Source organism: [Actinomadura] parvosata subsp. kistnae (genome assembly GCF_900323885.1).
Classification (GTDB): domain Bacteria; phylum Actinomycetota; class Actinomycetes; order Streptosporangiales; family Streptosporangiaceae; genus Nonomuraea; species Nonomuraea composti.
Genome location: NZ_OOHJ01000006.1, coordinates 342,123 through 365,026, shown reverse-complemented (window position 1 = coordinate 365,026; position 22,904 = coordinate 342,123). Strand labels below are relative to the sequence as shown.

Here is a 22,904-nt window from a genome sequence, read left to right as displayed (position 1 = left end):
TTGGCGCGACCGTCGGCCCGCCTTCCGCAACGCTCCGCCTCTCCCCTTCTTCCACACGCGGCGGGTCCCGAACTACCCGCATCGGGCCCGCCGCACCTTCCCTTCGCCCTGCTGCCCCTGACGGGCGAAGAGGCCGTGGGACGGCGTTCGCAACAGCTCACCCGCCGTCCCACGGCCACACCTCACCAACCGAGTTACGAGCACAACCTGGTGATCGAGATGAGCCGAGACAACCCCACCACGAGGGCCCACCTGCAGCTCCACGCCCTTCGCCGCGTATACCCGGGCTGGGACATCATGCGTGGCCGCGAGAACGGCGCAGAGGTATGGGGCGCCATTCCCCGCTTCACGATCACGAAGCCCATGGAGGCGGCGGGAGTCAAGCTCGTCATCCGCGCGCCCGACTGCCACACCCTGGCCCCCGCGCTGTCCCAGCAGCAGCACCTCGCCCACATGTTCCGCGCCACCACCCGTACCACCTGAAAAGGAGGCACACCCGCATGCCTCCCCCGCCGCCCTCGGCTGGGCCCGGTCCGGGGCGGCCCCAGCCGTGGGGCGGTCCAGCCGCTCATGCCGTCCCACGGCTGCCCCGCTCCACGAAAGAAGCCTTGGTGGACCCCTTCATCGCTCATCCCTACTACGTCCCCAGCGGCCCGCTACGGCCATGGGTCAAGAAGCTGATGCGCCGGCTCGGCTGCAAGGAGACGACCATGAGGTCAGAGTCCTACGCAGGGCTGGCCGACGACTACCACATGCTGCTCGGCGAGCTGGCCGAACACACCTGGCGCGTCGGCGTCCTGCCCGAGGCCGCGCGAACCCGGCCGTGCCCGTCCGCAGTCGTCGTCGATCTCGGTGCGGGAACGGGCATCGGTGGTCGGCTGCTCGCCGCCCACCTGCCGCAGCCCATGCGTATCGGCGTGGACCGCTCAGCGGCGATGCTCGCCCAGGCCGCCGACGCCTACGAGCACACCGTGCTGTCTTCCATCGACGTCCTGCCGCTGAGCGGCGAGTCAGCCGACCTGGTGGTGTCCGGCTTCGACACCCTCAATTACCTGCCCGTGCCCGCACTCGGCCGGTGCCTGCGCGAGGTCGCCCGCTGCCTGCGTCCAGGAGGGCGGCTCATCGCCGACTTGTCCTCACCCCACCTGCTGCGCTGCCGCTGGCGCGACCACAGCGACGTGCAGGAATTCCAGGATGGCGCCGTGCACTGGCGGCACCGCTACGACCCCGAGAACGACCGGTGCGTCAGCGTGGTCGAACGTCGAGACGCCGCCGACGCGACCTGCTGGAGGGAGACCCACATCCAGTACGCGGTGGACGCCGGCCAGCTCCACGAGCTGGCCGCGGCGGCGGGCATGCGCGTGGAGCGAGTCCGCGACCTGGAGCACAACCACTACAGCCCCGCCGCGTTCACCCACGTGTGGACGCTGCGGAAGGAGGCGAGGTAGACGTGTCACGCCTGGGCCCAGCAGTCCACACATTGCGCCACCAGTTCGGCGCCGACGTACGCCCGATGACCCTGACCACCCTCAACCGTGCCGGCCTGCTGCCCACCTACCTCCAGGCCGGCGCCGACGTGCACGGCAGCCACGGCCTGTTCTACTGGCTGCGCGCCCGCGGCCGCGGCCACCTGGTGCGTCGTGGTGCCGCCGCGATGGTGCTGGCCTGGCGCTACGACGTTGAACGGCTGATCGCCATCCGCCCGGTCGGCCCTCTCGACGAGGCGATGCGGCTCCTCGACGCCGCCGCCCGCTCGGCCGCCGCTCGGACCGGCCCGCCGCTGGTGGTCCGGTACTGCTCGCCGGCCCTCGCCGAGCACCTGCACGCCGAGGGATGGACGCAGATGAGCAGCCCGTGGCACGCCGACGCGCCCGCCGACGACGAGATGCACCCGGAGGTGATCGTCACCGCCCCTGCCGTCGAAATGCCGGGCGGCCGCAAGTACAAGCCGCTGCGGGAGGCGGTGTTCATGCACGCCCCCCACCACCAGTACACCGCCCGGCCCGCGCCACTCGGCATCGGCGAGACCACGCTCATCCACGCCGAAGCGGCCAGAGCCAGCGACTATGACCCGCACGAGCGCGGGTTCAACGACGCCGTCACAGCCAGCTTGGACTCCCACGGCCATGACGGGCTCACCTACCACTACCTGACCCGCCACGACCGGCTGGCCGCTTTCGCGATCACGGCCGACATCACCGGCATCGCTCACGGTTACTATCTGGCCGCCCGCAGCGAACCCCGGCTGGCCACCTACTTCCTGTGGCTGATCTACCTCCAGCAGCGCCGCGCCGGCGCCTCGGCGCTGAACCTCGGTGGCTCGGAAACCAGCTCCCTGTTCGCGTTCAAGACGCGCATCTTCCCCGACCACATCCTGCAGCACACCTACCTGCTGCAAAGTCCCGAGTGAGAGGCCACGGCATGCCCACCACCACGTTCGTCATCCACAACGCCGACGTCACCAGGCCCGACCGGACCTGCACCACGATGCTCACCCCGCACGAGGAGGACACCTTCGTCCGCCGAGGTGTCCTCGTCCCCGACAGCCGCATCCCTGACGACCTGCTCGACCTGCTGCGCGAGGCGATCGATGAGCAGGTGGCCGCCCACTTCCCCTCACCCGGCGACAAGACCTACGACAAGGAGTTCGCCGGCCAGTACGTCCGGGACCCGCACAAGCAGGACCCACGCATCGCCATCATCCCGCTACAGTCCTTCGGCCTGGCCGACACCGTCCGCTGCCTGCTCGGCCCCCGGATCGTGCTGCGCAACTCCAACGTGCGCGTCACGCGGCCCCGGACCGGGGACGGAACCGTGTGGCACACCGACTATCGGCCCCACACCTCACCACCGTCACGCCTGGTGTCCGCACCCACCGTGATCACCTGCCTGATCTACCTCGACGCGGCGAACGAGGAGAGCGGCCCGCTGCTGGTGGTCCCGGGCAGTCACCACCGTCACGACCAGCCACCGGCAACAGACGACACCTTCGACGACCAGGTCGCGATCCGCATCGAGCCCGGCCAGGTCGTCCTGATGAACGCCGCCCTGTGGCACCGCGGCGGCGCCAACCACAGCGAGCAGACGCGCCGCCTGCTCACCCTGCAACTGTCGTCGATCTTCATGCCGGAGTTCAACTTCGAGCCCAGCCTCCCCTCCGCCGCCTACCAACGGGAGCTCGAACAGGCCCGCTCGCGCGAGGACGAGCCGCTGCTGGAACTGCTCGGCCATGGCGGACTCAACCCGCTCAGCGCCCGCTACTGACCCCAACACGAGGAGGAGGACGGATGATCCTGTACCGCGTGGCCCTCACGGTGGACCCCGGCCAGGTGGAGCACGCTCGCCACCTGTTCGCCGAGTTGGTCGAGGCCAGCCGCCGAGTCCCGGGAGTGATCGACTTCGACATCCTGCAAGACCCCGCCGACCCCCACCGCTTCGTGTCGATCGAGGTCTACGCCGACGAAGCCGCTGTCGAACTGCAGGACAAGCTGCCCCAGCTCCAAGCGGTGATGGACGCGTTGCCCGCACTGCTGACCAGCAGCCTCGCGGGAACCAAGTTCGTCGTGTCGGCCAGCGAGCCATGGCCACCGCAGCCACCAACCCCGCCGCAGGACAGCACGACCGGGCACGGAGTGTGAAAGCCTTGCCGCCTAGCGTGCTGCCGTTCCTCGCCCACATCTCGGAGACACGATCATGGCCCTGCCTGCTGAGCCCGCCGACTCGCTCGCCTTCACCGCCGCGCTGGACCTCATCTCGCAAGTCGAACCCCGCGTCGCCGAAGCGATCCGGCAAGAACTTCAGGACCAGCGGGAAAGCCTCAAGCTGATCGCCAGCGAGAACTACGCCTCCCCCGCCGTCCTGGCCGCGATGGGCAACTGGCTCAGCGACAAGTACGCCGAAGGCACCATCGGCCGCCGCTTCTACGCCGGATGCCGCAACGTCGACACCGTCGAGCAAATCGCCGCCGACCACGCCACCGCCCTGTTCGGCGCGCCCCACGCCTACGTGCAGCCGCACTCGGGCATCGACGCCAACCTGGTGGCGTTCTGGGCCGTGCTCGCCCAGCGCGTCGAAGCGCCGGCCCTGGCCCGCGCCCAAGCCCGCCACGTCAACGACCTGTCCGACAGCGACTGGGAAGACCTGCGCCGCGACCTCGGCAACCAGCGGATGCTCGGCATGAGCCTCGACGCCGGCGGCCACCTGACCCACGGCTTCCGCCCCAACATCAGCGGCAAGATGTTCCACCAGGCCAGCTACGGCACCGACCTGGCCACCGGCCTGCTCGACTACGACCAGGTGCGCGCCAAGGCCCGCGAGTTCCGGCCGCTCATCCTCATCGCGGGCTACTCCGCCTACCCCAGGAAGATCAACTTCCGGATCATGCGGGAGATCGCCGACGAAGTCGGCGCCACCCTCATGGTGGACATGGCCCACTTCGCCGGCCTCGTCGCCGGGAAGGTCTTCACCGGCGACTACGACCCGATCCCGCACGCCCACATCGTCACCACCACCACCCACAAAACCCTGCGCGGCCCCCGCGGCGGCATGGTGCTGTGCCAGAGCGAGCTGGCCGAGCAGGTGGATCGCGGCTGCCCCATGGTGCTCGGCGGGCCGCTCCCGCACGTCATGGCCGCCAAGGCCGTCGCTCTGGCCGAAGCCCGCACGCCCGACTTCGCCCGCTACGCCGAAGCCGTCGTCGCCAACGCCCAGGCGCTCGCCGAGGGCCTGCGGCGACGGGATGTGACTCTGGTCACCGGCGGCACCGACAACCACCTCGTGCTGCTCGACGTCTCCCCCTTCGGGCTGACCGGCCGACAGGCCGAAGCCGCCCTCCTCGACGCGGGCGTGGTCACCAACCGCAACGCCATCCCGCGCGACCCCGCCGGCGCCTGGTACACCTCCGGCATCCGTCTCGGCACACCCGCCCTGACCACCCGCGGCCTCAACCAGACCGACATGGACCGCATCGCCCACCTGATCCACACGGTACTGGCCAACACCCAGCCCACCACCACACCCGACGGCAAGGCATCTCCGGCCAAATACCGGCTGGACGCGAAGGTCCGCGACCAGGTCAGTGAGGAGGCGGCCGACCTGATGGCCGGGTATCCGCTCTACCCGGCGATCCGCATCAGCTGAAGCGGTTGTCACACAGCTTCGGTCAGCGCTTCGCTCGCGGTCTTCGCCGAGTGTGCGAGCGAACCGAGCATCCCAGCCCCCAGACCGGAGACCGGAGACCGCCACCATGTCGGTCAACGCCTGGCATTGCGCATCCGACACGCCACCCAAGATCCGGCGCCCGAACATGTCGCGGGCGGCCGGGTGGGGGGCATCCTGGCCCGGCCGGCCGGTCAGCCGGTGGGCCAGGAGATCGTGACAAGACCGTGCGTCTTGTTGAGCCTCGCCGTCCCTTCGGGCAGGTGGGCGGGGGCGTGGCCGGACGGCCAGTAGGCGAACGTGGGCTCCGCGTTGCTCCTGGCCTGCTCGTCCCACGCCCGGATCTGCTCGACCAGCACGGCCGCCGCTTCCAGGCTGTGCGGCCCGTAGGCGCGAGCGCCGAACTCCGCACCCGCGCCGTCCAGCGCGGGCCGCACCGACAGGTAGGCGAAGGAGTCGCCGCGCACCCCGGCGAACGGGAACCACGTCTTGCGTTCCTGGGCGAGTTCGGTCCCCTCCTCGGCGGCCAGCCTGCAAAAGCCCGGCAGGAAGCTGGCCAGCCACAGGTGCAGGTCGGCGAACGACACGCCGTGCTCGATCGTGACGCCGGACCAGACCTCGCTCCGCTCGCCCGCCAGAACGCCGTCCAGCAGGGCGGGGTGGTCGGGCGCCCCGTCGTCGAACCGCAGGGTGACGGCGTGCCCGTTGGGGTCGGAGAGACGGAACTCCCGGTCGGTGTGCTGGCCGGCGCCTTGCATGGGGACGAACCCGCACACCACGGCGGACGTACTGGTCAGATGGTCGTTGGTGCGGCGGAACGCGGTGGAGCGGGTGACGCCGTTCATCCGCAACGGCACCACGAGCGTGCCGTTCGGGGCCAGCTGGCGCAGCCAGGCCGGGGACAGGTCCCACGCGCCGACCGTCACGATGATCGCGTTGAACCGATCGAACGCGGGGATGTCGTGCTCGGCGTCGGCTTCCATCACGCTGACCCGGCTCGTGTACCCGTTGGCGTGCAGCAGTTCGGAGGCGCGCGTGGTCACCTCCGGGTCGATGTCCACGCTGAGGACGTGCCCGTCCGGCCCGACGATCTCGGCGATCATCGCGGCGTTCACCCCGCCGGAGCCGATCTCCAGCACCAGCATGCCCGGCTCCAGCTCGGCCTGTTCCAGCATCGCGACCTGGATGTACGCGGCGCTGACGGAGGAGATGGCCGTGCCGTTCTCATCCCGCTTGGTCACCACGGCGCTGTCGGCCTGATAGGTGACCTCCAGCGGGGTGTCGGCCGGCACGAACGCGTGCCGGGGCACGGCGCGGAAGGCCTGGTCGACCTGAGCCGAGCGGATGTGGCCCGCCGCGGCGAGCTCGTCCGCCAGTTTGTTGCGCAGCTCGGCGGCCTGCGCCTGGTCGGTGGTCTCATCGTTCACTGGATGATCTCCCTGAGGTGTTTTTGCTGATCGGCGGTCGTGCGGAGGGGCTTGGTACGGCGCGGGTTCACCGTGGCGGGGCCGGTCGAATGTGTCCAACGGACACGCCGGAGCCGGCTGGCGCCATGCTCTGCCGGTGAGGGTGTTTGCCAGCGCCTTCCGGCCGGGCATGGGCACCGTGAGCCCGGCCGGAAGGTCGAGACGTGAGCGGCGACCTGGGCGAGCAGGTGTACGCGCACGGCATCCGCGCTGGACCTCCTGCTGCTGACCACCAGCAGCAAAATCAGGCCGCCCACGATGAAGCACCGCGCGAGCCCGGGGCGGAGGGCGGTGTCCGGCGGCAGGCCGGGTGTCCAGGGATCTCCGTACACGAGCACGATCAGATCCATGCGGAAAGCCTTCGGACTGCCTACGGCGAAGGCGGGCTTGTGGCTGCCTGGCCGGACGGGTCATCGTCTGCTTGCGGCTGATCGTTGTCCACGACGGGTGGTTCGTCGGAGCTGCTGCTCGTGCGCCGGTTGGCGCCTTGGAGCCGGAGAGCAGCTTGCATGATCGAATCCATGGGGGGTGACCCCTTCGTGCGGGTCGGATGGTGTGCACCGTGGAACTCCTCGTCCACGCCGGACAGAGGCTCCAGCGTGGACCACGAGGCGAGGGCGGCGCGGGCCAGAAGGGAGGGAATGGACTCCGCTGGTGGGTTGGAGCCCGCGCCGCAGTGCGCGGCCGGTGGACAAGAGGTCTGCCCGTCGGCGCGCCGGGACGTGGCCTGGCCGCGCACCCGAGCGAGGGCCACAGCGTGCCAGGCCACGTCTCGCTTCATCACCCTGCTCTCCCACAGGGCCGGGATGGGCTCTCGCCAGGAACAGCGGCTGATGCTCCTGGCGGGAGAGCCATGGCGCGGGTGCTTCGTCGTTCATGCGCTTGAGCAACTCGTCGGGGGGACGCGGCCTCGACGACGAGCCCTGGCGGGGCAGTCCCCCCTGATAGAACGCGACGAGTCTGCGCATCTACGGTGAGACCGGCTGCTCGGCTGTCCTTCAGGCAGGATGCGTGCTGGGAGCGACGGTCGACTGGAAGAGATCCGGCCTGTGCTGGCGGATCTGGTCGCCCATCGGGCCGTGTTCCCACAGGGGATCGACAACGCCGAGGGGGATGCTGATTCTCTGTAGACCCGACGCCGGATCGATGGGCAGCCGGGCCCGATGGGCCACCAACCAGTTGGGAGCGTTGTGCGGAAGCTCGTATTCGCCCCAGCCGACCAGGCCGATGCATTGCCTGGCTCCGGTTCGGACACCTATCCTGCCGGCGTTGGTAATGGTCCGTGGACTGGGAATCCGGCTTTCTACGATATCGATGCGCTCAACGTGCCGCCATGCCAGGCGCACGCGCGATCCGTACCAGTCCTCCATCTCCACGCTCTGAGGAGAGAGGCGCGCAACCGTGGCAGCGGCTATCTGCCGCCACCTGACTACCCGCACTCCGGTGAAGGCCACCGTCGCCGCTGCTGCAAGGAACACCAGCTCGCTACGATGACGATCAGGGACGAAGGCGATGAATACCAGCCATACGGGGATTAGTAGCACGGAGGGGAGAAACAGCCGAACAACGGTCGCGACCGAAAATGCGCGCGCCATACGAAACTCTTCCATGAACTAAACCTGGGACCTCGGCGCCATCGATGTCAACGTGGGATGTGCTGCTTGTTGCGTGATCGCGAAGCAGGCGTTGGTAATAAACCCGCCGTAGTCATGTCCAATCTCCAGATTGGTGATGCCCTTGCCTAGCCAGCGGTCTCTGGTTGAGACGCCCCACGCGTAGTGGGCACGAACTTTGATCCGGAGGAGCTGCCGCAATGGTTGTGCCTGACCCAATTCGGGACGCCTTCCAGGTAGAGCCGCAGGGTGCGGCAGCCTGAGCCGACGCGGCATCGGCGATCGCGGGCTGAGTAGGGCTGAGTCGAGCACTGTAGACAGCTGCGCCCGCACGGTGCTCACTCTGTGCTCACACAAGAGTTGCTCCACCAGCGCGTCACCCACCATGGGCCGTCCCTCGCCACGATCGCCGCGAAGAGTTCAAGTGTGGCTGCCGAGATTTGGTGGCGTGGGTAGAGCCGGTTGGGCGAGGTCGGGGGTTCTGGTGGCTTGTTCGGTGATCGTCTTGACCAGGTCGTCGAGTTCGGCGTCGGATTCTGCCGGTGGGATGCCGTAGGGCAGGGTGGCGAGGATGAGGCGGGCGAAGGGATAGTTCGGCTCGGCTTGGAGTGCGCGTTCGGCGGCGTAGCGGGCCAGGGTTGTTTCTCCGTGGTGGAGGGCGAGGAAGGCCAGGATGGTGGCCGGTGCGGCGGCGTAGGAGGGGTCGATGGTGCGGGTGACGTCGATCCAAAGTCGTCGTGCGATGTGGGTGCCGTACTGGCGGTACAGGGTGTAGCTGATGTCGCGGACGAGGACTCCGGTGAGGAGTACTCCGAGCCAGGCGAGGTCGGCGGCGGGGATGGGGCGGTCGGCTTGGGCGTGCTGGTAGCACTTGTGGGCGTGCTGGAGTCCTTCGAGCAATGCTTGAGACCTGTGGATCGGTCGGGAGGGGGGTGTACCTTCCCGATGATCATGCGAGTTCTCAAGACATGACCGACGCGCCAACGTCGGTCGGGAAGGCACACCCGTGCTCACCGTAGTCCCTGACCCTGCCGACAGCGACCGCAACACGGACGCCTCCGGCCCTTCACCCGCGCTGATCGACGAGCTGGTGCGTGAAGGTGCCCGCCGGATGCTCGCCGAAGCGCTCAAGGCCGAGGTCGACGCCTACATCGCCGCCTTCGCCGGCGAACGCGACGAGGCCGGTCGCCGCCTGGTCGTGCGCAACGGCCACCACCAGCCCCGCACCGTGCTGACCAGCGCGGGCGCGATCGAGGTGCACGCCCCGCGGGTCAACGACAAGCGCATCGACGAGACCACCGGCGAGCGGCGCCGGTTCTCCTCAGCCATCCTGCCGCCCTGGTGCCGCAAGAGCCCGGCCATCACCGAGGTGCTGCCGCTGCTCTACCTGCATGGCCTGTCCACCGGCGACTTCGTGCCCGCGCTGAGCCAGTTCCTCGGCACCGGCCACGGCCTGTCGGCTCCGGTCATCACCAAGCTCACCGAGCAGTGGAAGGCCGAGCAGCGCGCGTTCGCCGATCGCGATCTGTCCGGCGTCGACTACGTCTACCTGTGGGCCGATGGCATCCACGTCAACATCCGCCTGGAGGAGCACAAACTCTGCCTGCTGGTGCTGATCGGGGTGCGCGCCGACGGCCGCAAGGAACTCGTCGCGCTGACCGACGGCTACCGCGAATCAACGGAGTCGTGGGCCGACCTGCTGCGCGATTGCGCCCGGCGCGGCATGCGCGCCCCGGTGCTCGCCATCGGTGACGGCGCGCTCGGCTTCTGGTCCGCGCTGGCCGAGGTGTTCCCGCAGGCCAGGGGTCAGAGGTGCTGGTTTCACAAGATCGCCAACGCGCTCGGGGCGCTCCCGAAGTCAGCCCACCCGGGCGCGAAGAAGGCCCTCGCCGAAATCTGGAACGCCGAGAGCAAGGACCATGCCCTCGCCGCGGTCGCCGCCTTCGAGGCCGCCTACGGCGCCAAGTTTCCCAAGGCCGTCGCCAAGATCACCGACGACGTCGAGCACCTGCTGGCCTTCTACGATTATCCGGCCGAGCACTGGCGGCATCTGCGCACCACCAATCCGATCGAGTCGACCTTCGCCACTGTCCGGCACCGCACCAAGGTCACCAAGGGCCCCGGCTCCCGCGCCGCCGGCCTGGCCATGGCCTTCAAGCTGATCGAGTCCGCCCAATCCCGCTGGCGCGCGATCAACGGCGCCCACCTGGTCGCCCTGGTCCGCGCCGGAGCCACCTTTATCGACGGCAAACTCGTCGAACGCCCCACCGAATCACCTGTCCCCACAGCCGCCTAGGAACTTATGATCCACAGGTCTTGACTATTGCTCAGTCCTTCGGTGAACCAGTAGTGCTCGTCGAGGTTGGGGGTGGCGAGCTTGGCTTCGGCTCGGGCGCGGGCCGCGGCGGTGGCCGCCGTCATGATTGTTCGTTGTTCTCCTTCGACGGGCTGCAGCATCTGCTGGAGGGCTTCCTTTCCGGGCAGGGCGACCAATCCCGCCAGGACCGCGTGGGCGGCGGCCCGGTTGCTGCCGGCGTCGTAGGGGGTGCCCTCGGGCGGGCAGCAGGCGGGGTCGGGGCAGAGGTAGGACCAGTAGCGGTCGTTCTCGCAGCGGAGCATGTCGAGGATGGCGATGTTGTGCGCGGTGAGCGCGGTCGCGAAGGCGTGCATGTAGGGGGTGATCCGCTCGGCTGGTCCGTAGCCGATCAGGGCGACGCGGGGTGCCGCCTCGTGGACCAGCATGCGGACGGCTTGCGTGACGAACTCGTCTCGGTCGGACGGTTGGTCGGGCAGGTCGGAGCGGAGGGCGACGGTGAGGAGGTCGTTGTTGAACGCCACCACGACCAGACCTTGGTCGGGCCGGTAGCCGATGAGGTAGGGCACGATCGCGATGAGGTCGGCGGGGGTTTGGAGCCGGATGGTGGTGGGCTGCCTGCGGGGCTGTTCGGGGTGGTGGTGCATGTGTTCGTTCTCCTGGGCGGGGTGGTGGGGTGTGGCTGCTCGGATGGTCAGTGGCTGGTGGCGTCGCGGTCGTCGTCGGTGAAGCCCTGTTCGCCGTGGGAGGTGACGCGTCCGAGCCGGGTGAGCGCCTCGGCGGTGCGGTCGGTGTTGAAGCGCAGCGTGGTGTCCGGCCGGATGCCGAGGTGGGCGGCGTTGGTGAAGGCGTCGGGGGTGGCGTCGAGGTAGTGGAACGTCCAGCCGTGGCGGGTCTGCTCCTCGATGAGGTGGCGGATCGCTGTGCGGGAGCGCCATCGGGTGGAGGCGTTCTCGTGGCCGTCGGTGAGGATGACGACGATGATTTCGCCGGGGCGCTCGCCGTCGGGCATCGCTTCGAGGTGGTCTTGCATGCGGGTCAGGGTGGTGCCGATGGCATCCAGGAGGGCGGTCTGGCCTGCGGGCAGCAGGGCGAAGTCCGGCAGGTCGGTCAGGGGCCGGTATTCGTAGACGACGTCGTAGCGGTGGTCGAACTGGTAGAGCGAGATCAGGGTTTCGGCGGGGTGGGCGTGCTGGGCGGCGAGGAAGGCCTTGAGTCCGCCTTCGGCGTCGTCCTTGATGCGGTCCATGGAGCCGGACCGGTCGAGGATGACGGTGATGTGGCGGCGGTTCGGGTTCGGCATGATCGTGCCTTTCTGGAGGGGTGGTGTTCAGGCGGCGGTCTGGTTCGGCAGGCCGGTGGCAGGGGTGTCGTCGGCCAGGAGGGCGGTCATGCGGGCGAGTTGGGCGCGCTGGGTGGCCAGCTCGCGTTGCCGGTCGGCGATGAGGGCTTCGAGCTCGGCGATGGTGGCGTGCTTGCGGTGCAGGCCGGTGCGTTGCAGGAGGGTGCGGGCGGCGGCGCGGCGAAGCTGGTCCACATCGGGGCGCCGTAGCCAGGAGGTGGCCAGGGAGGCGAGGATGGCGGTGACGCGCCGGGCGACAGGGGTGGGGACGCGGGCTCTGCGGTGGCCGCTGGTGGCGTCGCGGTGGTAGATGCGGGTGCGGAGGTGGCGGGGCGAGCGGGCGTCGAGGGTGGTGGAGTCGACCAGCCGAAGGGTGCCGTCGATCACGGGGCGGTGCGGGCGGTAGGTGCCGGTGTGGGCGCCGTTGGGGAGTTCGTCGCCGTAGTGGATCCGGAGCCGGGTGGTGGCGGGGTCGGGGTTGTCGCGGTCGAAGTCGGGTTCCAGGGTGAAGACGCCAGTGGCCGACGTGTGGTGGATCAGGCAGCGCAGGACGCCGGTGGCGGGGTTGGGCTTGGCCAGGACGCGCAGGTCACCGTAGGGGGCGGCGGACAGCATGACAGGCAGGGTGACGGCGCCGACGTCGGCGGGTGTCTGCGCCGTTCGGGTCTCGGTCACGGAGGCACCTTCCTTTCCGGGGCGGGCGGGGCAGGGCCGGCGCTTCGGGGAAAGGAAGCGCCGGCCCTGGCTCAAGAGGGCCGGGTCAGCCGGCTGGTTCGGGTGGGAACCGGGTGGCGGCTTCGGCGCTGCTCATCCGGCCTTGGATCTCGGCGTACGCAAGGCGTCGGGTGGCGTGGGAGGGGTGGCCGAAGCGATCGACGTTCTCGCTGCGGCGCAGGAGCCGGCGGCCGACCTCGAGGGGGCCGGTGGGGATGGTCAGGCTCTTGGCGTTGACGCGCAGCACCTCGTACCAGGTGCCGAGGTAGAGGGCGAAGTCGCCGACGGTGAAGTCGGCCGGGCGCCAGATCTTGACGCCGTCGGCGGCGGCTTGGGCGACGATGTCGTCCCAGTAGGCGATCCTCGCCGACAGCCGGGCCTGTTCGGTGAGCAGGCGGTCGCGGTAGTCGCCGGTGGCGGGCTGCCACCGCAGCAGCGGCGCACCCTCGTCGTTGAGGACGATGTGGCCGTCGCGTTCGACGAGCCGGGGGTGGGCTTGGCCGGTGAGCTCGCGTTGGATGCGGCGCAGCCGTTCGCGTAGCCGGTCGAGGCGGCGCAGGGTGGCGCGGGGGTCACGATGGTGCTGCCGGAGGTGTTCGGCGGCTCGGGCTCGGCTGATCCAGTACGGTTGCCGGTCGGCGTGCCGGCTGGGGCGGGTGGGCGCGCTGGTGTGTTCGTCGATGGTGGTCGGCAGGCCAGCGGCCTGGAGGGCTGTGGCGATCTCCGTGACGCGGGCGCGGTGGTCGCGGGGGCGCCGGTTGCGGGAGCGCGGCTCGTACCAGGCGCCGTGCCGGCCGTGGTGTTCGATGCGGTCGGACCAGCGCAGGCCGAGACCGCCGTGGCGGCGGCTGCCGAGCAGGTTGTGCTGGTCGCGGTTGGTTCCGGTGACGATGATGCCCCGGTCTGCTGACACGTGGATGGTGATCATAGGGGCCTCCCTTCGCGGGATGGCGGTGGCGCGGCAGCGTCCGCCCGAGCCCGGGCGGGCCCGGTCGGGTCGGGTGCTGCCGCGTGTGGGTGTGCGGGGTCAGGGGCGTGGGCCGATTCGTCGTTCGAGCAGGTCGGCCAGGGCGGCCGCACTCAGGCGGGGATCGAACAGGCCGCCGTATTCGTGGGGCTCTTCAGGGTCGAGGCCGATCAAGTGCGCTGCGCGGAAGCGGACGTGGATGACCTTCCTGCCGCGGGCCGTCTCCAGCAGGTGCGCGGGGTCGCCGGCCTCGGCGATCAGGTACTGCTCGATGGAGCCGTTCAGGTGGGCGGCGTCGGTTGCGGTGACGGGCTGGGTGTCGATCCACTCCTGGCGTTCGGCGTCGATGCGGACCAGCCAGCGGCCGCCGGCGGCGAGCGCCAGGTGGCTGCCGTAGCAGCACACGGTGCCGCAGCGTTCGTGTGATCTCCACGTGGTCTGGTCCCAGGTGGTGCAGTCCGGGGCGGTGACGTGGTCGAATGCGTGCCAGGCGAGCGCGATGCCGCGGAACGGGACGATCTGGATGGGCATGACAGGGGCGACCTTTCTTCTCGATCGGGTGGCGGTGGCCGCTACAGGGTGGCGGCCAGGTGCATGGCCTGGACGGCGCGGCTTTCCAGCTCGAAGGCTTTCTCGGCGTCGTCGAGGACCTGGGCGGCGCTGGTGACGGCGTGCATGACGCCGCCGGCGGTCAGCGCGCCGCCCTTGATGAAGTGCTGCAGAATGAGCTGCTGCTGGTCCTTGGTGAAGGACAGCTTGGTGGCGACGAAGGCGATCGTCTGGTCGGGCTCGGCGACGTCGACGCAGGCCTGGCGGCTCAGCTCGGCGATCTTGGCGCGGACGTAGTCGACGTCGAGGAAGGTGCGCACGGCGTCGCGGGCCCGGGCGGTGATCAGCGCCATGCTCTTGGCCAGGGTGTCGGGGCTCCAGCGCACGACCCCGTCGTCCATGCGCCCGCCCAGGTGCACCTCGCGCAGCACGTCCCGGTTGATGGTCATACCGTTGCGGCACACCTGCAGCGTCAGGCGGGGGGTGATGGTGAAGGCGCCGTCGCCGGTCTCGCTGTTGGCCAGCAGGAAGCCGGCGAACACGACCGGGTGAGCGGCTGCGTCCGCGCCGGAGAAGGGGCTGCGGTAGCCGGTGACCAGGTCGGGGGCGTACGCGTGGATCTGCTCGCAGGCCACCCGCAGGAACATGCGGCGTTCGGTGAGGTCGGCGCCGTCGATCTGGACGGCGACGCCGCTGTCGGTGATGCCGGCCAGGGCGGCCATGAGCACGTCCAGGTTGTCGACGATCTTGTAGCTGTTGGACAGCAGGGCCCGGCCGACGCCGGTGCGGCCGTTGCCGGCCAGCGCGCGGAACAGGAAGCGGCGGTGCGGGTCGGCCTGCAGCCAGCCGTTGATGTTGGCCTCGTACAGGCGGGGCTGCTCCTCACGGGTGCGGCGCAGATACTGCGCGGGGATGCCGAGTTTGGTGGCGATGTCCTGGTCGCAGTGCGCGGTGGGCAGGTAGCGGCCGGCGGTGGCGGTGACGCCGTCCTCAGTGACCAGCGGCTCGGTGCCGACCAGCTCGAGGTGCGTGCCGACGGCGCGCAGCCGCTCGGCCGGCACGATGACGTCGATCTTTCGGGCGTGCTGGGCGCGCAGCACGTCGACCAGGTCGTCCAGGGTGGCGTTGCGCAGGGCCAGGGGCGGGAAGGGTGCGGCGATCGTCACGAAGGGTCCTCCTATTCTCGGATGGATCGCGGATGGTGGTCAGGCGGCGCGCAGCAGTGGAAAGGGCGGCCGTTCGAGCGCGTCCGGCTCGCGGGTCGGGGCGGGCGCGAGCGGATGCCGGTGAACCAGTGCTTGCGCGAGGTCAAGGGTGTCGAGGGTCGGCAGGTCGATGACGGCGGCGGTCAGGTTGTCCAGCGCGCCGGCCTGCGTGGCGGCGTCGATGAGCTGCGCGCAGGTCGTGGCGGCCGGGTGTCGCGGCGCAGGAGCCGGGACAGGCCATCCGTGCCGAGCGGCAGAGTGAGGCTGTCGGAGCACAGCAGGAGCCGGCGGATGTCGAGGATGCGCTCGTCGTGGTGGCCGGGGCCGGGCGGTTCGCGCCACACCTGCCGGCGCCGCACGGGACCGATCGCGTGCGGGGGCCGGGTCCGCTGGTGCGGGCTGGAGTGGATCAGCGCGTGCAGGGCGAGGTCGGCGGTCAGGGCGAAGGCGTTGACGCTCTCCCCCGTCCAGCACAGGTCGATCGTCCAGTCGGTGATCACGGCGGTGAGGAGCGAGGTGACGATGCGGGTCATCTGCGAGGGGAAGGGCAGGCCCTCGTCGGCGACGCTGGTTTCGAGGGCGGATCGGCCCGCGTAGAGGCCGGCGGCGGCGTTGGCGGTGTGGGCGGCGGCGACCGCGGAGACTTCGGCGGCGATCCGGGCGTGGGCGCGGGCGCGCTCCTTGTCCCTGTCGAGGCTGTCGCCTTCGCAGATAGCTACGGCGAAACCGGCGCGGTATCCGGCCACGCAGGCGCGGTGGACGTTCCACGGGTGCGGGCCGGGGTCGGACCGCAGGGCGAGTTCACCGCCGATGGACAGCGGTAGATGACGGGTGTACGTGCTGGACATCGAACTCCTTTGTGGGCATGACAAAAGGGCGCCGCCGGTCATGGCCGGGACGCGGGGCGGGAATTTAGGAGGTGGCGGGCGGCCCGCCAGGCCGGGCCGAGCAGCATGATGCGGGCGGCCTCGAGGTCGTCGGGGTGGCGCCCTATCACCAGAGGTGCCGTGTTCGCACGGCGCGGGTCGTTGTGCTGAAGCGGGCTCGGCCGTCGCGACGGCGGACGGTGATGTCCGGGATGATCAGCCCGGTCTGGGCCGTGGTCAGCCGGATCGGTACCGGCCATCGCGTCGTCGCGGCCGGCCCGGTGGTGGTGCGAGGTGGGCAGCGGCCAGCAGGGCTTGGGCGTGCTGGCGCAGTGCCGGATCTCCGATCTGGTCGATGGTGTCGTAGCGTCCCGTCCAGTCGCCGCCGCGGCTGCTGTCGTGCACGGCGTCGGCGTGGTCGAGGAGCATCACGCACCCGCATTCGCCGCTGCAGGGTTGAAACAGGTGGATGGTCCAGGTGGCCCGACAGGCGCTGTCGCCGCGGGTGCAGGTCCGGCAACCGGCGTGGGTGAAGTCTTGGGCCGACTCCTTGATCTGGAAGAAGTACCGGGGTGCGGTGTCGGTCATGGTGGTGCGGCTCTTTCCGGGGAATAGGGCCGGTCTGGTCCTGGTCCGCAGCGCCCAGGGCCAGACCGGAGCTTGCGGGATGGGTCAGGCCGCCTGTGCGTCGCCGAGGTCGCCGGGAACGGCCGTCTCGGTGAGAGAGGTCACCTCGGCCAGGTCCTGGCGGGCAGAGCTGGCAGGAGCGGGATCGTGTGGGAGGATCGGCTCGTCATCGGTCGACGGCGCGGGCTCGCTCGCCTCGACCGGGGCGCTGCCGTGCTCGATGATTGCGGCCTCGTCCGGCTCCGGTGCGGGTTCGGTAAGCTCCTCCCCCGCGATGTCGGTCTGGTCGGCTGGGACATCACCCCGGTACGGGGTGCCGTCGATCAGTGCCCGCTCGATCGGGGCCGGCTGGTAGGGCTGCAGCGTCCGCGTGCCGAGCTCCGGCCCCAGCGTGTCGACCAGGAACCGCAGCCACAACGCGGCATCGGCCCGCGAACAGGGGCTGTACTTGTCCGGCCGCCAGGTGTTCTTGCAGTCCTGGCCGGCCTTGGTCATCTGGTGTTCGAACGCCACCGCGATGAGCCGCAGCATCATCATGGCCTGCTGCCCGGTCGAGGCTCCGCGCAGCGCCTGGTCGAGGTCTGCCGGGCCGCCGAACTGCGCATACAGCGGGCTGCGGTGCGCCGCAGTCAGGAAGTCGCGGACGGGGCCGGGCATGTCCAGCAGCATCCGGGTGACGAAGGGCAGCACCGGCTTGGGGGCGTTCTTGCGCTGGAAGAACTCCGCCAGCCACTGCTGCCGGAGGGTGCCCGCGCGCGGCCAGGCGGCGCGCCCCTCGATCACGGTCTTCCGGGCCGGCTCGTCTCCGCGAGGCTCGGCAGACCCGCTGGGTGCGGAGGCCGCCGCCGTAGGGGTCGTGGACTCTCGCGGCGTGTAGCCGTGTTCGGCGGGGGTGGTGCAGTAGTACTCCGGCTGGGTCTTGTTGTAGCTGTAGAAGAACGCGCCATGCCCCGCGCAGGAGGCGTGCCGGGCCGGGTCGGGGTCGAAGCCGTCGACGAGGCGGGCCAGGCTGTCCAGCAGCAGCGCGTCCGGCGGCCGGGATTCGGTGACGCGGACGCCGGCCTGCTCCAGCTCGGCGACGAGCCGGTTCTGGGCGGCTTGCTCTGCCAGCTCGTCACGAACGGATTCGACGGCGTAGGCGACGGGGTGCCCCCAGTCGATGCGCTGCTGGATCTTCGCCAGCGCCCGCTCGTCGCCGTCGAACTCCGCCAGCAGCGCGACATCGTCCAGCGTCCAGGCGTGATCCATGGCCTGTGCGGCGCGCCTGGTCTGCTCGCTGATCTTCCCGGCCTTGATGCCGGCCGTGATCTGCTGTCTGGTACGGCCGGTGCGCTGGCGCAGCTCGGTCCGGCTGGCGCCTGCCTGATGCGCCTGGAAGAGGGCCTGTGCCTGTTCGAAGGCCGACAGCGAAACGCGGAAGTCACCGTCGTTCTCGACGAGCTGGTCGATGAACAGGCCCGCCCGGTCCCCCACCATGGTGAGATCGACCAGGCACAGCATCGTCTCCAGCTGGAGCTTGCGTCCTCCCTCCAGGCGGCGGTTACCCTTGATCACCCAGAAGAGGAACTCCTCCTCTCCTTCCTGGCGGTCGTAGTCGTCCGGGATGGGGATCGCGGTGAGGACGACCTGCTGCTTGGCGAGCAGCGACTTGCAGAAGGCAGGCGTGATGCCGAAGTCCTCGCGGACGTTGTCCGGGAAGTGCGTCAGGTACTTCAGCGGGATGCGCAGCAAGTGCAGGTTGTCCGGCTGGGCGATATCCGGCAAATGCAGTGGAACCGTCGACACGAGACGAAACTCCCTTCAGCAGGGTGGACAAAGGTGAACGTGGAGTGGCCTCATGAGGTGCGAGATTCCCCACGGCACTCGTTCAGGTCAGGGCATGCGGACGAGCGGCCCCCAGAGGAGCAGAGGCCGCTCGCGTGGCGGGACGTCAGCCGGCGGGAACGGACTGCGCCGGGTCTTCCTCGGTGGCGGGAGTCGCCGCGCCCTGGGCCAGGCGGGGTGAGGATGCCGGCGGCCAGGTGCCGACCTGCTGGCGCACCGGGTCGTAGCGGGTGGACATGGCCAAGGTCTTGGCGACCACCTGGACGACGCCGCGGACGATCGGCCTGTTGTGGCGATCCTTGCTCTCGTAGGCGCGGGCGATCAGATCGCGGCCCTGGACGGTGATCACGTGGCCGACGTGGTAGGACTCGCTGGCGCGGATGGCGTCCAGCCCGTACGCGATCACCTCGATCCGGCGGGTCGGCACGTAGGTGCCGTTCCGGCCCTGCGTCGGCGGGCCGGCCACCTCGATCAGGGCCGACCACATGGGCGGCTTGTCGTCACCGGCCGGCCAGAACTTCGGGTCGTATGCGATGCGTCCGGTGAAGCTGATCTGCATGTCGTCCATGTGCGCTCCTTGGCCTGGTGCGGCGCAGTGCCGCATCACCTGCGTCTGGACCGGCGGGGCGCCTGCGCGTGTGGGGCTCCCCGTCCCGGCGAGCCGAGCCAGCGACGCCGGGACCGGCTCCGGCAATCCGGGCGGTGTGGGGGGTTGAAGATGTTTTGCGCCAGCAAAAGATCTTCAACCCCCCACACTCGCCGCCCAAGCTCTCATTCGGGCGAGAACCCGGATTGCCGGAGCCGGGGACGGGGGCGCATGATCGGCACGACCGGGACGGGGAGCCCCACCGCAGACGGCACCTGATCAACGCAAGGGCCGGTGAGAGGCAGCCCGTACTTCTGCTCGCACTGGGACGACACTGCAGCGGCCCTGACATCCATCGCGCAGCCGCCGGAGATCTACCGACTCCGGGCAACTACGTCAAGGACAAAGAGATGGTGCCGCCGAGGAGCTCTCGGTGTCAGAGCCGGTGCTCGGAGCCCTCTGCCGTTGCCGTTGCCGTGGGCGCCCCTGCGGCATCGGGGCCCGATGTTGGCACGCCATGTCCGCGTACAACCTCATCTCCCGAACGAGGTACGACCTCGTTACGGCACCCTTGACCTCGCAGCCCTGATCGGTTGGGGTTGTGACCCTCTCGGTTCCGGTGAGGTACGGCCATACGACCGGGCCGCTCGACGGCCAACGTGAGATCACGCCGGCCTCTCCGGACCGGGGGCGGCAGACCGGCGTCAGGGACATGCCCCAGTGAGGGCCGACCAACGAGATCCCTGACAGCTCCTCCCGTGACATCTCGGCTGGCGGCGGTACGGGCCCCTGCAGCACTGGCAGAGAGCTCTCACTCATCCCTTCGTGCCCTGCGGTCTGGTCATGCGCGGAGTGGTGTAGTTCGGCTCTCGCGTGAGGCTCTGCTGGTTCGACCATGCCGTCACAAGTTCGGTCTGCGCCACCTCCTGGTGGTCGGTGATCCCTGCGCCGACGCGGACCGATAGGGAGAGGATTGCTCCCCCTTCAAATGAAGGCCTTGGCGTCGTTTGTGGATTCCGAGTGGTCCGCCACCGCGACGACGCGTCCGCCACGATAGGCGTATGTGGCCGGATCGAACAGCTTTCCTGTCGCAGCGAGCCGTCTTCGGCGCGTGCAATGGCCAGCACAGGCTGTCCCTCGACGTCGACCGAGTCTTGGATCAGGGCCTCGCCGGGGATCTTGGCCGTGGCTTGGTGGATGGCGACCTCTTGGGCCGGGGGCACGAGGTAGTGGTTGGGCAGGGAGGCGAGTGTGCTGAAGGCTCTGACGTGGCGCTGCTCCTCTGTGGCGTTGATCCGCTCATCTCTCGGGACATGCTGCTTCACCTACCTTGACGCCGCCGCGCACCCGGCCCGCGACCTGCGCCTGAAACCTGGACGCAACCGGTAGGCGGACTTCGGGATAGAGGTGGTGTCAGCACCCCTGAGTCACGGAGCCTGCATTGCCGAATAGACGCCCATGGCGATGGTGAGTCATGCCGGGGACGGCCTGGACGATCTGGAAGATGCGCAGATCGTCGCCGCGTCCTTACGCGATCCTGAGAAGTTCGGCGAGCTGTTCAGCCGCCACGCCTCTCGCCTGCATGCCTACATCAGACGCCGCCTCGGGTCCGTCCTCGCCGACGATCTGGTGTCGGAGACGTTCGCGATCGCGTTCCGACAGCGGGAGAGGTACGACGGACGCGCCGACTTCTCCGCCTGGTTGTGGGGCATCGCCAGCAACCTGATTGCCAAGCACCACCGGCATGAGACCCGCATGTACCGGGCCTTCGCCCGGACCGGTGTCGACCCCGCCGAGGACGGTGTCGCCGAGCGTGCCGGAGACCGAGCGGAAGCTGCGGTGCTCGGTCCCCAACTGGCCAGGGCGCTGGCCTCGCTGGGCACGCAGGAGCGCAACGCCGTGCTGATGCTTGCCTGGGGCGAACTGTCGTACACCGAGATCGCGACGGTGCTCGACCTGCCGCTCGGCACCGTCAAGGCCAAGATCCACCGAGCCCGCAAGAAGCTCCGTAAGGCCCTTCCCCTGGAGATGAGCGATGAATGAACTCGACGCCCTGCGTCGCATGCGTACGGTCCTGGCTCAGGAGGAGCACCCGGAGCGGCTCGCGCAGCGCATCGACTGGCAGGCGGCCGCCAAGACCGCTCTGCCGCCGTCGCGCCGCGGCTTCAAGATTCCGCTGATGTTCGCGGCGGCAACGCTCGCTGCTGGGGCCCTCGTCGTCTACGTCCAGTCGGACGTGGTCAGTGGACGTTCCACCGCCGTGGTTCCGCAGGGCAATGTCCTGCTGGTGGCTGCCACGAACGCGGAGAAGGCGCCGTTCGGCAAGTATTGGCACACCAAGACCATCATGGGCGAGATCAATGCAGTCGGGCCGACAGTGGCCAACCACTACAAGGTCGATTCACGCCAGGGGAACGAGGCGTACACAGACCGAAACGGCATGGGTGTGCAGATGTTCGTCGATTTCGCCGACGTTCCGCTCACCGCACAGGACCGAAAGAAATGGCAGGCGGCGGGATCCCCGGAGTGGGTGCCCATCCCGGACCCGATCGGACTCGGGCGAGTACTTAAACTCGACATGTCGGCACGGAACCAAAGCGCGCAGGGCTGGTGGATGCCGACCGGTGACAGCTTCCACGGCCTGACCTCGACGCAAATCGCAGACCTGCCTACGGACCCGAAGGCGCTGGAGAACGTCCTCCTGGGACTTGAGGGCAACTGGCGCGCCTACTCGTCGAAGGCCGAAGTCGAGCCGATCCGCGCGTTGCGCGGGCAAGAACGTGTCCGCGCGCTGAGCGACGTCGTCACCATCCTGCTTTCCAAAGCGCCGGCGCCGCCCGCCGTCCGCGCGGCGGCATGGCGGGTGCTCGCCGCGCAGCCCGGCGTCCAGGCCGCCGGACGCGCAACCGATCCGCTGGGCCGCACCGGATCCGTGATCTCCCTGCCGCTGGAGACCACCGTCCCGCTCGGCTTGTTCACCGCCCCCCAGCAGCTCGGCAAGTACCACCGCCAGTTGATCGTCAACCCGGACACCGGCATTCTGCTGGCTATCGTCGACCGGGTAGCCAGCCCGCCACGCGGCAGGCGCGAGATCGGCTCAGGGGACGACGGCAGGCCCAGGGTCCTGGAGGCCAAGAACATGCCCGACCGTTTCAGCCGCCCCGGCGATCTGGCCTCCTACCAGGCCTTCGAAGTCGCCGAGTGGACCAACACACCCCCGCCCAACTGATCCAGCGCAATTCTCCGTCCTGTCCCGGCCAGCCGGACCAGTGGGGACGGTCGCTAGCGGCCATAGGCTTACCTGGCGTCCAGCCATCGCAAGTCGCAGCCGAAGGAACGAGACGAAGATCGTCATGGATTGGACCTGTCTGGGACGCAGACCGTCGAGTCCTTCGATGAGCGCGTCCAGCAGAAGAGGTTCAGCACGCCACTGGAGAGCAAGCACGCCCCTCGGCCTCGACGCGCTGTGTACGCCCGATATCACTTTCTGCTCGGTGCTGGACGGCGACTCGATCGTGGGCGGCGGCGCGCTCAATCAGCCGCAGGTACCCCAAGCCTCCGGACTCTAGATGCGGCAAGCCTGCCACTTGGCTCGAACCGCAGCTTCTGCCGGCGACGGTGGCGGGGTGGCCAACAACGCGAAAGGGCGCAGGTCAGGAGATATCCCGGCCTGT

General features: G+C 69.4%; 24 protein-coding genes. 9 read left to right on the top strand and 15 right to left on the bottom strand.

All coding sequences use genetic code 11. The annotated features are described in order from the left end of the window. Positions 1-219 precede the first annotated feature (219 nt). The 6 genes from KIS93_RS05375 to KIS93_RS05350 all read left to right on the top strand — a co-directional run bounded on the left by KIS93_RS05375 (position 220) and on the right by KIS93_RS05350 (position 5,139). Positions 220-483 (top strand): hypothetical protein, encoded by a 264-nt coding sequence (locus tag KIS93_RS05375; RefSeq protein WP_186403845.1) that lies wholly within the window; start codon positions 220-222, stop codon positions 481-483. A 128-nt stretch (positions 484-611) separates the two neighbouring features. Further along, positions 612-1,448 carry a class I SAM-dependent methyltransferase gene (locus KIS93_RS05370; RefSeq protein WP_186403844.1) on the top strand — a complete coding sequence of 279 codons (837 nt, stop codon included), beginning with the start codon at positions 612-614 and terminating at the stop codon, positions 1,446-1,448. A gap of 65 nt (positions 1,449-1,513) precedes the next feature. Continuing rightward, positions 1,514-2,410: a hypothetical protein gene (locus tag KIS93_RS05365; protein WP_186403843.1), complete on the top strand. Its 897-nt coding sequence runs from the start codon at positions 1,514-1,516 to the stop codon at positions 2,408-2,410. Positions 2,411-2,421: 11 nt separating this feature from the next. Next, complete coding sequence (locus KIS93_RS05360) at positions 2,422-3,264, top strand: phytanoyl-CoA dioxygenase family protein (RefSeq protein WP_186403842.1); 843 nt, start codon at positions 2,422-2,424, stop codon at positions 3,262-3,264. A 23-nt stretch (positions 3,265-3,287) separates the two neighbouring features. Next, positions 3,288-3,638 (top strand): putative quinol monooxygenase, encoded by a 351-nt coding sequence (locus KIS93_RS05355; protein ID WP_186403841.1) that lies wholly within the window; start codon positions 3,288-3,290, stop codon positions 3,636-3,638. A gap of 55 nt (positions 3,639-3,693) precedes the next feature. Next, complete coding sequence (locus KIS93_RS05350; RefSeq protein ID WP_186403840.1) at positions 3,694-5,139, top strand: glycine hydroxymethyltransferase; 1,446 nt, start codon at positions 3,694-3,696, stop codon at positions 5,137-5,139. Between the two features lie 212 nt (positions 5,140-5,351). Here the strand turns inward: KIS93_RS05350 and fxlM are convergent, their stop codons facing one another. The 4 genes from fxlM to KIS93_RS05335 all read right to left on the bottom strand — a co-directional run bounded on the left by fxlM (position 5,352) and on the right by KIS93_RS05335 (position 9,238). After that, positions 5,352-6,584 carry a methyltransferase, FxLD system gene (gene fxlM / locus KIS93_RS05345; RefSeq protein WP_246005197.1) on the bottom strand — a complete coding sequence of 411 codons (1,233 nt, stop codon included), beginning with the start codon at positions 6,582-6,584 and terminating at the stop codon, positions 5,352-5,354. Beyond that, entirely contained in the window at positions 6,581-6,973 is a 393-nt protein-coding gene (locus KIS93_RS64605; RefSeq protein ID WP_246005196.1) for a hypothetical protein, read from the bottom strand. Before KIS93_RS64605 ends, fxlM begins: the two co-directional genes overlap by 4 nt. A gap of 648 nt (positions 6,974-7,621) precedes the next feature. Continuing rightward, on the bottom strand, positions 7,622-8,233 hold the full coding sequence (locus tag KIS93_RS05340) for a hypothetical protein (protein ID WP_186403838.1): 612 nt from the start codon (positions 8,231-8,233) through the stop codon (positions 7,622-7,624). Positions 8,234-8,656: 423 nt separating this feature from the next. Then, positions 8,657-9,238 carry a DUF4192 domain-containing protein gene (locus tag KIS93_RS05335; RefSeq protein ID WP_281261953.1) on the bottom strand — a complete coding sequence of 194 codons (582 nt, stop codon included), beginning with the start codon at positions 9,236-9,238 and terminating at the stop codon, positions 8,657-8,659. Between the two features lie 4 nt (positions 9,239-9,242). Between KIS93_RS05335 and KIS93_RS05330 the strand changes: the two genes are divergently transcribed. Next, a complete protein-coding gene (locus KIS93_RS05330) occupies positions 9,243-10,532 on the top strand; it encodes an IS256 family transposase (RefSeq protein ID WP_080044965.1) in 1,290 nt (429 codons plus the stop codon). On the opposite strand, the gene KIS93_RS05325 is transcribed toward KIS93_RS05330, so the two are convergent. The 11 genes from KIS93_RS05325 to KIS93_RS05275 all read right to left on the bottom strand — a co-directional run bounded on the left by KIS93_RS05325 (position 10,529) and on the right by KIS93_RS05275 (position 20,555). Beyond that, entirely contained in the window at positions 10,529-11,197 is a 669-nt protein-coding gene (locus KIS93_RS05325; RefSeq protein WP_186403836.1) for a DUF4192 domain-containing protein, read from the bottom strand. The two genes, KIS93_RS05330 and KIS93_RS05325, sit on opposite strands and share 4 nt — an antisense overlap. A 47-nt stretch (positions 11,198-11,244) precedes the next feature. Continuing rightward, entirely contained in the window at positions 11,245-11,853 is a 609-nt protein-coding gene (locus tag KIS93_RS05320; RefSeq protein ID WP_186403835.1) for a vWA domain-containing protein, read from the bottom strand. A 27-nt stretch (positions 11,854-11,880) separates the two neighbouring features. Further along, positions 11,881-12,567: a hypothetical protein gene (locus KIS93_RS05315; RefSeq protein WP_186403834.1), complete on the bottom strand. Its 687-nt coding sequence runs from the start codon at positions 12,565-12,567 to the stop codon at positions 11,881-11,883. Positions 12,568-12,652: 85 nt separating this feature from the next. Then, positions 12,653-13,534, bottom strand: coding sequence for a hypothetical protein (locus KIS93_RS05310; protein ID WP_186403833.1), 882 nt, complete (start codon positions 13,532-13,534; stop codon positions 12,653-12,655). Positions 13,535-13,633: 99 nt separating this feature from the next. Beyond that, complete coding sequence (locus tag KIS93_RS05305) at positions 13,634-14,104, bottom strand: hypothetical protein (protein ID WP_186403832.1); 471 nt, start codon at positions 14,102-14,104, stop codon at positions 13,634-13,636. Between the two features lie 41 nt (positions 14,105-14,145). Further along, positions 14,146-15,288, bottom strand: coding sequence for a DUF932 domain-containing protein (locus tag KIS93_RS05300; RefSeq protein WP_246005195.1), 1,143 nt, complete (start codon positions 15,286-15,288; stop codon positions 14,146-14,148). Between the two features lie 182 nt (positions 15,289-15,470). Beyond that, a complete protein-coding gene (locus KIS93_RS05295) occupies positions 15,471-16,175 on the bottom strand; it encodes a hypothetical protein (RefSeq protein ID WP_186403831.1) in 705 nt (234 codons plus the stop codon). A gap of 255 nt (positions 16,176-16,430) precedes the next feature. Next, a complete protein-coding gene (locus tag KIS93_RS05290) occupies positions 16,431-16,781 on the bottom strand; it encodes a hypothetical protein (protein ID WP_186403830.1) in 351 nt (116 codons plus the stop codon). Between the two features lie 84 nt (positions 16,782-16,865). Then, complete coding sequence (locus KIS93_RS05285) at positions 16,866-18,605, bottom strand: ParB/RepB/Spo0J family partition protein (RefSeq protein ID WP_186403829.1); 1,740 nt, start codon at positions 18,603-18,605, stop codon at positions 16,866-16,868. Between the two features lie 145 nt (positions 18,606-18,750). Continuing rightward, complete coding sequence (locus tag KIS93_RS05280) at positions 18,751-19,212, bottom strand: hypothetical protein (protein WP_186403828.1); 462 nt, start codon at positions 19,210-19,212, stop codon at positions 18,751-18,753. Between the two features lie 833 nt (positions 19,213-20,045). Further along, complete coding sequence (locus KIS93_RS05275) at positions 20,046-20,555, bottom strand: hypothetical protein (RefSeq protein ID WP_186403827.1); 510 nt, start codon at positions 20,553-20,555, stop codon at positions 20,046-20,048. Between the two features lie 133 nt (positions 20,556-20,688). On the opposite strand from KIS93_RS05275, the gene KIS93_RS05270 reads away from it, so the two are divergent. Together KIS93_RS05270 and KIS93_RS05265 are read left to right on the top strand one after the other, a co-directional pair. After that, entirely contained in the window at positions 20,689-21,273 is a 585-nt protein-coding gene (locus KIS93_RS05270; RefSeq protein WP_186403826.1) for an RNA polymerase sigma factor, read from the top strand. Then, positions 21,266-22,459, top strand: coding sequence for a hypothetical protein (locus KIS93_RS05265; protein WP_186403825.1), 1,194 nt, complete (start codon positions 21,266-21,268; stop codon positions 22,457-22,459). The genes KIS93_RS05270 and KIS93_RS05265 overlap by 8 nt, the downstream gene beginning before the upstream one ends. The last annotated feature ends 445 nt before the right edge of the window (positions 22,460-22,904 follow it).

Excerpts from the sequence above, each read along its gene's own strand:
- KIS93_RS05375 (WP_186403845.1), top strand. The coding sequence starts at position 220 with ATGAGCCGAGACAACCCCACCACGAGGGCCCACCTGCAGCTCCACGCC.
- KIS93_RS05365 (WP_186403843.1), top strand. The coding sequence starts at position 1,514 with ATGACCCTGACCACCCTCAACCGTGCCGGCCTGCTGCCCACCTACCTC.
- KIS93_RS05360 (WP_186403842.1), top strand. The coding sequence starts at position 2,422 with ATGCCCACCACCACGTTCGTCATCCACAACGCCGACGTCACCAGGCCC.
- KIS93_RS05355 (WP_186403841.1), top strand. The coding sequence starts at position 3,288 with ATGATCCTGTACCGCGTGGCCCTCACGGTGGACCCCGGCCAGGTGGAG.
- KIS93_RS05350 (WP_186403840.1), top strand. The coding sequence starts at position 3,694 with ATGGCCCTGCCTGCTGAGCCCGCCGACTCGCTCGCCTTCACCGCCGCG.
- KIS93_RS64605 (WP_246005196.1), bottom strand. The coding sequence starts at position 6,973 with ATGGATCTGATCGTGCTCGTGTACGGAGATCCCTGGACACCCGGCCTG.
- KIS93_RS05340 (WP_186403838.1), bottom strand. The coding sequence starts at position 8,233 with ATGGAAGAGTTTCGTATGGCGCGCGCATTTTCGGTCGCGACCGTTGTT.
- KIS93_RS05325 (WP_186403836.1), bottom strand. The coding sequence starts at position 11,197 with ATGCACCACCACCCCGAACAGCCCCGCAGGCAGCCCACCACCATCCGG.
- KIS93_RS05320 (WP_186403835.1), bottom strand. The coding sequence starts at position 11,853 with ATGCCGAACCCGAACCGCCGCCACATCACCGTCATCCTCGACCGGTCC.
- KIS93_RS05310 (WP_186403833.1), bottom strand. The coding sequence starts at position 13,534 with ATGATCACCATCCACGTGTCAGCAGACCGGGGCATCATCGTCACCGGA.
- KIS93_RS05305 (WP_186403832.1), bottom strand. The coding sequence starts at position 14,104 with ATGCCCATCCAGATCGTCCCGTTCCGCGGCATCGCGCTCGCCTGGCAC.
- KIS93_RS05295 (WP_186403831.1), bottom strand. The coding sequence starts at position 16,175 with ATGTCCAGCACGTACACCCGTCATCTACCGCTGTCCATCGGCGGTGAA.
- KIS93_RS05290 (WP_186403830.1), bottom strand. The coding sequence starts at position 16,781 with ATGACCGACACCGCACCCCGGTACTTCTTCCAGATCAAGGAGTCGGCC.
- KIS93_RS05280 (WP_186403828.1), bottom strand. The coding sequence starts at position 19,212 with ATGGACGACATGCAGATCAGCTTCACCGGACGCATCGCATACGACCCG.
- KIS93_RS05270 (WP_186403826.1), top strand. The coding sequence starts at position 20,689 with ATGGCGATGGTGAGTCATGCCGGGGACGGCCTGGACGATCTGGAAGAT.
- KIS93_RS05265 (WP_186403825.1), top strand. The coding sequence starts at position 21,266 with ATGAATGAACTCGACGCCCTGCGTCGCATGCGTACGGTCCTGGCTCAG.